The following is a 12,224-nucleotide window of genomic DNA, read 5'->3' as shown; positions in this document are numbered from 1 at the left end:
GGATGAGTGCGGATACGAGGAGCTGCTTTTGTATCCGACTCTGAAAGCGATGTAGATGATGACTGTGCATGATACCAGCCACATCACGATGTATAGCAGAGCGTTTGCCAGCTTGCGATACGCAAGAGTTGGCAGTATTTACTTGCGGGGAAATTGATTTTTTCAGTGTGAAACTGAATTGGAAACGAACTAAAAAATCAGACGGCTAATGCCGTCTGATTTTGTGCATGTACTTTATCGTTCTTTCCGCTCTTCCTGTTTAGCTGGGTGCGGACGTTCTTGCGCATGCTGCTGTGGATGAGGCTGTTGAGCCTGTGGATGCGGTGCCTGCATATGTTGTGGCTGCGACTGTGGGCGTGCTTGCTCTGGACGTGGTTGTTGCTGTTGTTGGGCAGGGTGTTGCTGCTGTTGCATTTGTGGTCGGACTTGCGGTTCAGGGTTGGAGCGTACGGATCTGTTTTCTCGTTCCATGCGTTGCTGTTGATGCATCTCGTTTTGCTGTCCGCCAGTTGAGCGCAGCGTATTTGGTGTAGGCGCCGCATGCACAGGATTTTGCTGTCTGTTCTCTGTGCTCAAGCTATGTTGCTGTCCGTTTGAATGCTGGAATCCAGTGGAATTCAAGCGCTGTCCGGTTTCAGACTGAGGACGTTCAGCGCCGCGATTATTTGCATGCGGTGGCACTTCTCGTGTTTGTGCTGAATTCAGCGTGTTTGTATTGTGTTGCGGACCAGGTCCGGTCGGTGCTGGACGCGCACCTTGATGTGTATCAGCAGCATTGAAGTGCGGCATAGTCATGGGGCCGTTTTGCGGTTGCGTATGCGTACCAAAGTTTTGCGGATGAACATTCTGTGCACCGCCGCTGAAGTTAGGACGGCTTGCATTATTGTTGACTGCAGGAGCATTGTTGTTCGGCCCACCAAAGTTGTTGGTGATATGCGAAGAATTATTGTTGCGGTTAATGATGGTGGTCGATTTCGTTATATAGGTCGAATTGTTATAGGTCACAGCTGGGCGATGCCAGCCATTGCCACCGCCATAATCCGGACCGGAGCCAGGACCGCGACCACCCCAATTCATACCCCACGAATGCCAGCCCCAGCCATCATGATGGCTGATTGCGTTGCCCACCAGGATGCCTATGCCGAAGGAGATGATGCCAGTCGTGATCAAGTTGCCGGAGCTGTAGCCCGGGTTGTAAGCGTAGCTTGGATAAACAGGAATTGGCGCGCCATAGACAACCGCAGGATTGTAATGAGGCACATAAACCATATCCGGTTGTGCGGATTCAATCACGATGGTTTGCGATGGTGGTGCTATGACCGAATAGCCTGATTCATTCGCGTAGTCAGGCGGTGGTGCTGGACGTGGGCTGGACGTCACACGCATTTGCTGAGAATTTTTGAGATTACCGGCTTGTTGCGCACGCAAGCGCATGGCCTGTATGGCGTTCATCACATCGTTAGGATCGTTGGCATAGGCTTCGCCGAGCGCTGTCGTCCATTGAATGTTATTGGCCATCTGAGCGAGTACGGCAGGGAAGGCGGTCAATGATTTGACGCTGACGTCCCAAGGTTGCTGGTTGGCTGCATTTTGCAATGCATCACCTTTCAAAGTCGGGTTTTGTCCCAGCCATTGATTGGCTGCGGTAATTTGATCAGGATAGGTCGCGCCAGCTAGAACTTGTGCAACCAGTTTGTCAGGAAACAGTGCAATCGGTGCGACCATCTGCGATAACTGATCTGCAGTTGGTGGCGTGTAAGGCGCTGGTGTCGGCGTGGTAGCAACAGGAGGTGTTGCCGGAGTTTCTGTTTTATTGCAGCCTGCAAGAGCGAGCAGGCTAATGACCAGTGATGAGGCCACCAAAGTGGAGAAGTTGTTGTTATTCGCTTTCATGTTGCGCACCTGTCAGCTTGTATGATGGCGGGCCGCACATGCGGTCCTGTCCCGATGTATGTTCAACGCCTGGAATTACTGCAGAGTTGACCCTGATCTTGTTACGGACTGTAACAGCGATGAAGAGGTTTCTACCTTGCAATCAAGTACAAATGTTGATGAGTCATCATTAAGACTCCATCGGTGACAAGACAGTTCCTAAAAGCAGATTACGAATAGGTAATGAAGGTTGATCACCTTGTATTAAGCGCTATACCCGCAAATCTGCAACTTCCTGAAGTATTTCCACAAGTTTGTCTTTGCCGGCGGATGACATAGGCGTCATAGGAAGGCGCAAGTTATCGTTCATTTTCCCTTGTATCGCCAATGCAGCTTTGATCGGACCTGGATTTGGTTCTGAAAACAATTGACGTATGAGTGGTAGCAAGGCGTGGAAGATGATGGATGCCTGTTCGGTTTGTCCTGCACGCATCAAATCAACGATGCGCACAAAAAGATCGGGACGTATATGCGCACCTGCCGAGATTGCTCCATGCCCACCTAGAGCTAGTGTAGTCAGAAGCAATGCATCATCACCTGACAGTACTTTCAATGAAGTGCTGTTGATAATCTTCATCAGCTGTAAAACATCGCCGCCACTTTCCTTGATCGCGACAAAATGCGGGTCCATCGCCAATGTGGCGACAGTCGATGCATCGATATTGACGCCGGTACGCGCAGGGATGTTGTAGATGATGATGGGCAGATCAGTCTGCGATGCGACTGCCTGAAAGTGCCGCAGTATGCCTTCTTGCGATGGGCGTACGTACGATGGCGCAGAGAGTAAATAAGCTGCAGGTGCATACTGGTTGTAGCTCTTTGCTTTTTCAGCGACTACACGTGTATTGCTGCCGCTGAGTCCCATCGCGACAGGACAACGAGCGCCGACTGCTTCGATAATTGCACACAGCAGTGCTGCTTGTTCACGCTCACTTAATGCTGCTGCTTCGCCTGTCGTACCGCAGACCACAATGCCATGAATGCCCTTATTTACAAGATCAACCGCGAGGCGCTGTGCTGCATCGAGTGCGACCTCACCGTTATGGAATGGCGTCACGATAGGAACCCAAATACCTTCAAAAGCTATCATTACATTTCTTTCTGATACGGAAAATAGATTTACGAATTAGCCGTGCGTGATTTGACCAAACTCTGCGCTCGGCAAAGCGCGCATCACGGCATCCATGACCATATCGCTTGCTGGATTGCTCAGGCATAGCCATACCTTGATCTTTGTCGCGTGTGCGATGGGTTGTGTTCGTATAAAGACTATCCATTCGCCGCAGGTACGCATGACGAGATGCCGTAGTTCTGCAACGCAATCAGCGCTGATAGTCAGCAGCATCAGGCATTCATTGTTCTTTGCTTGTATTGGATGTTCGGCAGTTTCTGTCGACCGGGTATTTTGCGTTGCTGCAGAATTGTAGATAGATGAAACAGAATTCGTCGATGACTTCAATGCAAGCTCACTCATGCGATCAAGTTTGGATGATGTATGCGATGCAGCGGAGGACGTAAAAGAGGCCGAAGCGATGGACTTGCTTGCTTCAGAGTGGGCTGCGCTTAAAGAGTGGACTGTCGACTGGTTTGCTAGCGAGCTGAAATGTCGTATTGCTGATTGCGTGTGCATCAAGGTCAAGCGATTCATGAGAACCTGCTTCGTCGTTATGATGAACAGCAGATTAGCAGCCTGAATATAAAAATTTTCTAAAAGATCAGGGCGAATGTGTAAACGAAATGTATAAACGCATGCTCATAACTAAACGGGCTTGAGTCGAGATGACTCAAGCCCGTTTAGCTAATGATGCGCAATGATAGTGACTCAGCGTGTCAGCGTATCCAGTGGCGGTTTATTTGCACCGCGTTCACCCAACACTAGTTGCACCACTACAGCCACGGCAATGTTCAGTGCCAATGCCAGCAAGCCTGTATAGATCGTATAGCCGGAACCGCCGAGCATCAATGTATGTACAGGTTTGATGCCATCGGAGAATGCCAGCCAACTACCACCTGCCATACCGACTGCCCAGCCAGCTAGTAGCGCAGGAGCACGGAACCAGCAGAAGAACAGGCCGAATACGACGGCAGGGAAGGTTTGCAATATCCATACACCGCCCAGCAATTGCAGATCGAGAGCGAACTGGGTAGGCAGGAACAGGATGAACACCAGGGCACCGACTTTGACCACCAGCGATACGATTTTTGCCACTTGTTGTTCACCGGCTGGCGTGATGGCTGGATTCACATAAGGCTTCCAGAAGTTACGCGTGAACAAATTAGATGCGCCGATCGACATCACCGCTGCCGGTACTAAGGCACCGATCGCAATTGCTGCGAAGGCGAAGCCAGTGAACCAGCTTGGGAACAATGCGTTGAACAGCGCTGGCACCACATCATTGTTGCTTGTGATCTTGATGCCGGCAGCATGTCCCATGAAGCCGAGCAGTGCGATCAGTCCAAGTAGCACGGTATAGGCTGGCAGGAAGACGGCATTTTTTCTAATCGTGTCAGCACTCTTCGCTGCAAAAATACCAGTCAACGTATGCGGATACATGAACGCCGCCATCGCAGAACCGAGAGCCAGAGTGGCAAACGGCAGGATCTGTTGTGGTTGCAGGAAAAGTCCTGTGGCGCCACCTTTTGCAGCGAAGGCTGCGCCGGCTGACGAGAACACTGCAGCGTAGCCGCCGAGTCTCATCGGTACCAACACGATGGCAACCAGCACCACGATGTAAATCATCAAATCCTTCACGAATGCAATCAAGGCTGGTGCACGCAAGCCTGCTGAATAAGTGTAGAGCGCGAGGATGATGAACGCGGCTGCCAAAGGTAATTCACCCGTCAGGCCGAGCGCCTTGATGACCACTTCCATACCGACCAGTTGCAAGGCGATGTACGGCATGGTCGCGATGACGCCGGTGATTGCAACTGCAAATTCCAACGTGCGCGAGCTATAGCGTCCGTACACGACATCGGCAGCTGTGACATGTCCGGCACGATGCGCTGCATTCCATAGCTTCGGCATGATGGCGAACACGATAGGGTAGACGATGATCGTATAGGGTAGAGCGAAGAAACCATAAGCACCGACTGCATAAACCAGCGCAGGTACGGCGATGACGGTGTACGCGGTATAGAAGTCGCCGCCTACGAGAAACCATGTGATCCAGGTGCCGAAGTTACGACCACCTAGACCCCACTCATCCAGATGCGCGCCCTTATTGGCTTTACCGCTTTGCCAGCGTGAAGCGGCAAAGCCCATCGCGGTGACCAATATGAAGAAAAAGACAAAGACGGCCAATGCCGTCCAGTTAATTTTGCTGTCCATTATTCATCTCCTCTGCTTTTGCCGTGGCGATACACGATCCAGATCAGCAGTGAAGTGATCGGTACCCATGCCAGTTGGTACCAGTAGAAAAATGGAAAGCCGAAGAGAGTAGGGAATTCGTGGTTATAGAACGGCAGCCACAACAAGCCGATGAACGGCAGTAAAAGCAGGGCCCACATGTTGATCTCCTTTGGTGGTTAAACCCGAGCATCTTTTATATGGTTACGCCGGTGCGATGAAGACTTGCAGAGAAGTAACGTGTATGGATTCGACAGTAAATAATAGGCCGAATTCCATTCCGCTTTGCTTGAATACCAATTAAATTTTGGTAATGTTTCCTCTGCGGAGATATGAATTTTTAGTGAAGAGATTTCCTACTATTTTCTTAACGGTTTGCGATCAAAATCTTTGCAAATTATTGTGGTGAACAATTTGTTTTGCGAGATTAGATATGGACGACAACTATATTAATCAGGAAGCCAATCGCATCCGTTTAATGTCTCGTAATGGCGGTGCACCAAACAAGCGCGTGTATTCGCGACTGAACTGAGATGCACTTTCATATCCCACACGCACCGCCGCGCTGTTCGCATCAATGTCTTCGTTGAGCATCAATTGCCGAGCATCCTGCAAACGCAGGTTTTTCAAATACTGCAATGGACTCATGCCTGTTACCACACGAAAATGCTGGCGGAAGGTCGATGGGCTCATGTGTGCTTTGGTCGCCAGATCATCCATGGTGACCTCTTCCTTATAGTTCTGCTTCAGCCATGAGAGCACCTTGGCAACTTGATGACTAGGGGAGCCGACTGCCACCATATGTCGTAATGACGGGCCATGTTCACCTTTCAGCAGCCGCACAACAATCTCCTGTTGTATGAGTGGAGCGACGAGCGGAATGAGTTGCGGCTCGTTCACAAGTTGAATCAGCCGTATCAACGCATCCAGCAGGCTGTCATCTAAAGTTACGATGGACAGCGCGCGCGAAGTCGCGACCTTAAGCGGCGCCGTAAAATCCATTTCCGCAGCCAACTGGGCAATAAGACGTGCATCCAGCTCCAGACGCAAACCCAAATAAGGCTCGGCCTGAGTGGCACGTGTAACGTACGACACGACAGGCAGGTCAACCGATGTGACAAGTGATTGCCCAGGCCCATATCCAAAAATTTCATCGCCCAAAGTGACACGCTTATCACCTTGCACAGTGATCCCCAGCCCGAGTCCATAGATACAAGGTATCGGATCGGTAGCGGCGCTGCGTCGATACAGCATCAACGAGGGAATTTGTAAGGTGTGTTCACCATCGGTTCGGGCAATATCACCGACCAGTTTGGCAAGCACATGGCTACTCGCTGTTTGCATTTTCTCGTCCGTTTTCATAGCACTGTGAAAGAAATAATCCTCAAGCCGTAGCCTAGCACTAGCAACGCTCTTGTTATTCAGTTCCGCCGCCAATTCATCAAATTGGGCAATAAGCACATCGAATCAGGCAATCGACTATCTCAACTCTGAGGGCACAATGCATCTCAAGCAAGCAGCAGTTGAAAAACCGTATGTATTCCGGTAAATCACAGAGGGCCTATGATGAAAAATGTACTGATTATCAACGCACACCAATTCTATGAAGGCATGTCCACCGGTAGTTTGAACGAAACCATGATCGGAGTCATTCAGGATGAGATGGAACAGCAGGGTTACGAAGTAAAACACACAGAGATCGAACAAGGCTACGACCTCGATATCGAGGTGCAAAAGCATGTCTGGGCCGACCTCATCATTCTGCAATCACCGGTTTACTGGTTTGGTATGCCATGGATATACAAAAAATACGTCGATGAGGTCTTCACGGCCGGCATGTTCCTGCAGAGCTTTCTGACGGGTGACGGGCGGACACGCGACGATCCGAGCAAGCAATACGGTACCGGCGGCAAGATGCAGGGCAAAAAATACATGCTGTCTCTAACATGGAATGCGCCACAGGAAGCATTTGGCAACAAGGAACAAGTATTGTTTGCAGGCAAAACTGTTGATGATGTGTTCATCAGCAATACCGCCAACTACAAATTCTGCGGCGTAGATATCCTGCCATCATTTTCCAGCCACGACGTCATGAAAGCGCCTAATATTGAGAACGATATTCGGAGGCTGCGTGAGCATCTGGCAACTGTTGCCGGATACGAATCGACAGACAAGTCCCTGAGTGCCAGGGAGCTTGCTTGTGAGTTAGTTGCTTGAACTTGACGTTGGAAGTGCGCGGAGACATTCCGCAAAGCGTATCAACATTAAACACCTTTCTCTCTACCATCGGAGGCTCTCATGGTCACACTCAATCTTAACGGCAAGAACGTCCAGGTGGACGTTGCAGATGACACACCATTGTTATGGGTACTGCGCGATAACCTGCAAATGACAGGAACCAAATTCGGTTGCGGTGCTGCCTTATGCGGTGCTTGCACCGTGCACATGGACGGCGCAGCCATCCGCTCGTGCATCACGCCAGTTTCTTCTATAGCAGGCAAGAAAATCACCACCATCGAAGCCGCGACCGACGGTAGCGACAAGGTCGGCGCTGCGGTGCACGCTGCATGGGTCAAGCACGACGTAGCGCAATGCGGCTATTGTCAGAGCGGTCAGATCATGAGCGCTACCGGCTTCCTCAAGTCATTGCCACGCGGTAAGCAACCAACAGTTGCAGAAATCGACTCAGCCATGGCCGGCAACATCTGCCGCTGCGGTACCTATGTCCGTATCCGCGCTGCGGTGGCTGATGCCGCCAAAGCTCTCGCCTAATCCAATAAGGAGCTGCCATGTTGCCCAATATCGATTACAGCGAAATGCCTCGTGCTCTGCAACATCTGCTGAGCCGCGAACAATCTAAAGAAAGTGGCGGATTTTCGCGTCGCCAATTTCTCAAACTGACCGGTGCCGCCGGCTTGACTCTTGGTGCTTTTCCTCACCTTGCAATGGGACAAGCCGCCAGCAACGCTCTGAAACCAACGCAACAACCTTCAGCTTTCGTACACATCGCTCCCAATGGTGAAGTCACGGTAGCGATCAATCGACTGGAATTTGGCCAAGGCGTGCAAACAGCATTGCCGATGATACTGGCTGAAGAACTGGATGCGGACTGGAGTCTGGTACGCAGCAAGCACGGCTCGAACGATCCCGCTTACATTGATCCGCAGTTCGGCATACACATCACCGGTGGCTCCAATTCGGTCAAGAACAGTTTCACGCAGTACCGCGAACTGGGCGCACGTGCCCGTGCCATGTTGCTGAGTGCCGCAGCAGCGCGTTGGAATGTCGACGTGTCTACCTTGCGTACGCAATCTGGTTCAGTAATAGGGCCGGGTGGACGCAAGCTGAGTTACGGCCAACTGGCGGAAGCAGCGATGAGCGTTCCCGTGCCTGAAAAAGTCACGCTGAAGGACCCCAAGGATTTCCGCATTATCGGCCGCCCAACGACACGGCTGGATGCGAAAGCCAAGAGCAGTGGCAAGCAATCATTCGGCATCGATGTTCATTTGCCTGGCCAGTTGACAGCTGTGGTGGCACGCCCACCAGTGTTCGGCGCGCGTCTGGCATCGGTAGATGATAGCGCTGCGCGCGCCATGAAAGGCGTGAAGGCGGTATTCCGCATACCAGTGGACCGCGGCGGTGAAGGCGTAGCTGTGATCGCCGAGGGTTACTGGCCGGCCAAGCAGGCACGCGATGCACTGAAACTGGAGTGGAACACTGCTGCCGTCGAAAAGGTGGATAGCGAAAAACAACTTGCTCAATATCGCGCATTAGTCACTCAGCCTGGCCCGCGCAAGTTCGACGCCGACATGGCACCGCTGGCAAGCGCGCCTAAACAGATAGAAGCCGAATACATATTTCCCTATCTGGCACATGCAGCGATGGAACCGCTTAATTGCACCGTCAAGCTTGCGGATGGACGTGCCGAAATATGGACAGGCTCGCAATGCCCAGGTCTGGATGGCGCGGCAGTCGCACGCGTGTTGGCCCTCAAGCCTGAGCAAGTAGAAGTGCATGTACAAATGGCGGGTGGCGGTTTCGGTCGACGCTTTGCCAGCAGCAGCGACTTCGTAGTCGAAGCGTGCGAGATCGCCAAGGCTGCACGCGCTGCCGGTTTGAATGTGCCGGTGCGTACGCTCTGGAGTCGCGAAGACGATATGCACGGTGGCTACTACCGTCCTATGCACTTGCACCACGCCCGCATAGGTTTCGATGAACGCGGCAAAGTACTGGCTTGGGATCACGTCCTCGTTGGTCAGTCCATCACAGCTGGCTCGGTGTTTGAGCAGTTTCAGGTCAAGAATGGTATCGATGGCACAGCCACGGAAGGTATGCGCGATCCTTATGACGTGCCTATGCGTTTGACCGTGCATCATCCAAAACTCAATGTGCCGGTACTGTGGTGGCGCAGCGTAGGTTCCACACACACGGCCTTCGTGATGGAAACCCTGATCGATGAGATCGCCCGCAGCACGAAACAGGATCCAGTGGCTTACCGCATGCAACTCTTCGGTGACAAGAACGCACGCCATCGTGCTGCGCTGCAATTGGCAGTAGACAAGAGCGGTTATGGCAAGCAAAAGCTGGCTGCCGGACGCGCCTGGGGTGTGGCGGTGCACGAGTCCTTTAGCACCGTAGTGGCTTATGTGGTGGAAGCTTCAGTACAAGATGGCAGGCCGGTACTGCATCATGTCACCGCAGGCATACATTGCAACCTCGCGGTCAATCCACGCACCATAGAAGCACAAGCGCAAGGCGCAGCGATCATGGGTATGTCGATGTGCTTGCCGGGCTCGGCCATCACACTCAAGGATGGTGTGGTTGAACAGAGTAATTTCGGCGACTTCACGGTTGCGCGTATTACCGACGTGCCGACCTTCGCTATCCATATTGTGCCTAGCGCAGAACCGCCAACCGGCATGGGCGAACCGGGTCTGCCACCGTTGGCGCCGGCCTTCGCCAATGCGATTGCAAGCCTGACCGGCAAGCCGCTGCGCCAGTTACCGTTCAATCTGACATAGGCGAACATCATGGAAGATCTCGATACCATCGTCTTGCGTACAGCGTTGAAGTGGCAGATGGCGAGTCTGCCGGTAGTACTTGTCACCGTTGCACGCACTTGGGGCTCTTCACCGCGACCACCTGGATCGCTCATGGCCATCAATGGCCGTGGCGAAACTGTAGGTTCGGTGTCGGGCGGTTGCATAGAAGATGATTTGATACGGCGCATTCAGGAAGAAGGCGCGCAAGCTCTTTGTTCAAACGAACTGCCTGTTGTGCTGCGCTATGGTATCTCGGCTGACGAAGCGCATCGTTTCGGCTTGCCTTGCGGCGGTACCGTGGAACTGGTGCTGGAACCAGTATCTGAGCACAGTCGCTTGGATGAACTGCTGCTGGCTTGCCAGCAAAGACGCAGCACCCAACGCGTATTGAGCCTCGATACTGGTCAGGTTGAATTGCACGAAGGTCGGCGCGATGGCGTACCCAGGTTAGATGACAAGCAATTGATTACCTATCTGGGGCCGCAAGCTCGTCTCATCGTGATTGGAGCAGGGGACATGTCGCGTTTCCTGTGCCAGATGGCGCTGAGTCTGGGCTTCGAAGTCATCGTTTGTGACCCGCGAGAAGAACATCGCGCCAGCTGGCAGGTGGATGGCGTAGTGCTCAGCCATGAAATGCCAGACGATCTGATCTTGCGACTGAAACCTGATGCAAGAACCGCAGTCGTTGCGCTGACGCACGATCCCAAACTGGATGACCTGGCTTTGATCGATGCACTGCAGACCAAGGCTTTCTATGTTGGTGCCATCGGTTCGCGTCGCAATAGCGCGCAACGTCGCGAACGCTTGCATACCTACTTTGATATCGCTGAACACGTGTTGCAGGATCTGCATGGGCCGGCAGGCTTGTACATCGGCAGCAAGACGCCAGCCGAGATCGCCTTGTCCATCATGGCTGAGATCGTGGCGGTGAAGAATGGCATACACCGGCCGGCACCTACGCCGGTGGTGGCTGGCAAGTCATCGTACGAAAGCTTCGAGCATGAGGCTTTAGAGCCGTCCAGTTGTATGGTTTAGTCCTTGGACCAAAAGAAAGCGCCTGCGTGAGCAGGCGCTTGGTATTGCCGTGTATGCAGGCTTAGAACGTTTTGCTGATGGAAACGACGACGGTACTTTTCCCCATGAACTTGCCGTTGGCTGGCGAAGCGTAGGCAGACTTGTCTGCATCCGTGCCAATGACAGCCAATGCGCCGGTAACGATGCCGAAGTCTTTGGTGACGCCTACCTTCCAGTCGGTGTAACTAAAGCGGCTATTGCTGATGCCTGCATTTGTTCCTGATACTTTTTGATGGCCAGCGTGCAGGTTAAGGATGTAGCCATCGACCATATCCAGATTCGCACCGATATCCAGATAGCCGCTGTTTTTGCTATCAACGAAGCCAAATAAATTCGTTACCGCATGCGAGTACTTGATATACGCAGGGCCATAGCCAAGTTGTCCGTAGACTTCAGTTGTATTGACGCTAGGATTCAAATTGTTGGATGGGTAGACATAAGTCAGCACGCCAACGTCGTATGAAACATCCTCGGTAATTGCGCCGCGCTTACCGCCATAAAGATCCACTTCCACATCGCCGCTACCACCTGCGTCATTGATGAACTTGACCGTGGAAAGCCAGGTGCCCGCATAGAAACCACTCGGATTGTGAACATAATCAGCACCACCTTGCAGCGCTGGTTGCAGACGTGTTTGTGAAATGCCGCGGTAACGATAATCGGATGTGATGGCTGCATTGAAGCTGACTTCGTTATCCGGTTTGCTGTCTTCTGCGTGCGCCATGCTGCCGGTAAATGCAGCCGTCACGGCGACGGCAAGTATCAATTTTTTCATGCTGCGTTTGTCCTCTTTGGATGTGGTCTACAGAAAATGCCTAGCGATACAAGCT

At 52.3% G+C, this 12,224-nt stretch carries 11 protein-coding genes; 4 read left to right on the top strand and 7 right to left on the bottom strand.

The genetic code is table 11. The features are described from left to right. Nucleotides 1–234: 234 nt before the first annotated feature. From AC07N2_RS14160 to AC07N2_RS14135, 6 genes are all read right to left on the bottom strand, one after another. Nucleotides 235–1,893: a DUF3300 domain-containing protein gene (locus AC07N2_RS14160; protein ID WP_494778823.1), complete on the bottom strand. Its 1,659-nt coding sequence runs from the start codon at nucleotides 1,891–1,893 to the stop codon at nucleotides 235–237. 250 nt (nucleotides 1,894–2,143) lie between these two features. Further along, nucleotides 2,144–3,022 carry a 4-hydroxy-tetrahydrodipicolinate synthase gene (dapA, locus tag AC07N2_RS14155; RefSeq protein WP_494778822.1) on the bottom strand — a complete coding sequence of 293 codons (879 nt, stop codon included), beginning with the start codon at nucleotides 3,020–3,022 and terminating at the stop codon, nucleotides 2,144–2,146. Nucleotides 3,023–3,058: 36 nt separating this feature from the next. Beyond that, nucleotides 3,059–3,406 carry a hypothetical protein gene (locus tag AC07N2_RS14150; protein WP_494778821.1) on the bottom strand — a complete coding sequence of 116 codons (348 nt, stop codon included), beginning with the start codon at nucleotides 3,404–3,406 and terminating at the stop codon, nucleotides 3,059–3,061. Between the two features lie 348 nt (nucleotides 3,407–3,754). Then, nucleotides 3,755–5,260, bottom strand: a complete 1,506-nt coding sequence (mctP, locus tag AC07N2_RS14145; protein ID WP_494778820.1) for a monocarboxylate uptake permease MctP — start codon at nucleotides 5,258–5,260, stop codon at nucleotides 3,755–3,757. Further along, nucleotides 5,260–5,439 (bottom strand): DUF3311 domain-containing protein, encoded by a 180-nt coding sequence (locus AC07N2_RS14140; RefSeq protein WP_076591272.1) that lies wholly within the window; start codon nucleotides 5,437–5,439, stop codon nucleotides 5,260–5,262. Before AC07N2_RS14140 ends, mctP begins: the two co-directional genes overlap by 1 nt. Nucleotides 5,440–5,731: 292 nt before the next feature. Further along, complete coding sequence (locus AC07N2_RS14135; protein WP_494778819.1) at nucleotides 5,732–6,739, bottom strand: AraC family transcriptional regulator; 1,008 nt, start codon at nucleotides 6,737–6,739, stop codon at nucleotides 5,732–5,734. A 102-nt stretch (nucleotides 6,740–6,841) separates the two neighbouring features. On the opposite strand from AC07N2_RS14135, the gene AC07N2_RS14130 reads away from it, so the two are divergent. The 4 genes from AC07N2_RS14130 (at nucleotide 6,842) to AC07N2_RS14115 (ending at nucleotide 11,355) form a co-directional block, all read left to right on the top strand. Continuing rightward, the gene (locus tag AC07N2_RS14130; protein ID WP_494778818.1) at nucleotides 6,842–7,495 is read left to right on the top strand and encodes an NAD(P)H-dependent oxidoreductase; all 654 of its coding nucleotides are present in this window, start codon (nucleotides 6,842–6,844) and stop codon (nucleotides 7,493–7,495) included. A gap of 81 nt (nucleotides 7,496–7,576) precedes the next feature. Next, nucleotides 7,577–8,050 (top strand): (2Fe-2S)-binding protein, encoded by a 474-nt coding sequence (locus tag AC07N2_RS14125; protein WP_494778817.1) that lies wholly within the window; start codon nucleotides 7,577–7,579, stop codon nucleotides 8,048–8,050. Between the two features lie 17 nt (nucleotides 8,051–8,067). Then, entirely contained in the window at nucleotides 8,068–10,299 is a 2,232-nt protein-coding gene (locus AC07N2_RS14120) for a xanthine dehydrogenase family protein molybdopterin-binding subunit (RefSeq protein WP_494778816.1), read from the top strand. Nucleotides 10,300–10,308: 9 nt separating this feature from the next. After that, complete coding sequence (locus tag AC07N2_RS14115; protein ID WP_494778815.1) at nucleotides 10,309–11,355, top strand: XdhC family protein; 1,047 nt, start codon at nucleotides 10,309–10,311, stop codon at nucleotides 11,353–11,355. A gap of 61 nt (nucleotides 11,356–11,416) precedes the next feature. Here the strand turns inward: AC07N2_RS14115 and AC07N2_RS14110 are convergent, their stop codons facing one another. Next, nucleotides 11,417–12,169, bottom strand: coding sequence for a TorF family putative porin (locus tag AC07N2_RS14110; protein ID WP_494778814.1), 753 nt, complete (start codon nucleotides 12,167–12,169; stop codon nucleotides 11,417–11,419). Nucleotides 12,170–12,224: the final 55 nt, after the last annotated feature.

The sequence above is a fragment of the Herminiimonas sp. GW821-FHT09C12 genome (genome assembly GCF_059416385.1).
Note: the sequence above shows the minus strand (reverse complement) of the source record. Positions and strands in the feature narration are given on the sequence as shown.

Excerpts from the sequence above, each read along its gene's own strand:
- AC07N2_RS14160 (WP_494778823.1), bottom strand. The coding sequence starts at position 1,893 with ATGAAAGCGAATAACAACAACTTCTCCACTTTGGTGGCCTCATCACTG.
- dapA (WP_494778822.1), bottom strand. The coding sequence starts at position 3,022 with ATGATAGCTTTTGAAGGTATTTGGGTTCCTATCGTGACGCCATTCCAT.
- AC07N2_RS14150 (WP_494778821.1), bottom strand. The coding sequence starts at position 3,406 with ATGAGTGAGCTTGCATTGAAGTCATCGACGAATTCTGTTTCATCTATC.
- mctP (WP_494778820.1), bottom strand. The coding sequence starts at position 5,260 with ATGGACAGCAAAATTAACTGGACGGCATTGGCCGTCTTTGTCTTTTTC.
- AC07N2_RS14140 (WP_076591272.1), bottom strand. The coding sequence starts at position 5,439 with ATGTGGGCCCTGCTTTTACTGCCGTTCATCGGCTTGTTGTGGCTGCCG.
- AC07N2_RS14130 (WP_494778818.1), top strand. The coding sequence starts at position 6,842 with ATGATGAAAAATGTACTGATTATCAACGCACACCAATTCTATGAAGGC.
- AC07N2_RS14125 (WP_494778817.1), top strand. The coding sequence starts at position 7,577 with ATGGTCACACTCAATCTTAACGGCAAGAACGTCCAGGTGGACGTTGCA.
- AC07N2_RS14120 (WP_494778816.1), top strand. The coding sequence starts at position 8,068 with ATGTTGCCCAATATCGATTACAGCGAAATGCCTCGTGCTCTGCAACAT.
- AC07N2_RS14115 (WP_494778815.1), top strand. The coding sequence starts at position 10,309 with ATGGAAGATCTCGATACCATCGTCTTGCGTACAGCGTTGAAGTGGCAG.
- AC07N2_RS14110 (WP_494778814.1), bottom strand. The coding sequence starts at position 12,169 with ATGAAAAAATTGATACTTGCCGTCGCCGTGACGGCTGCATTTACCGGC.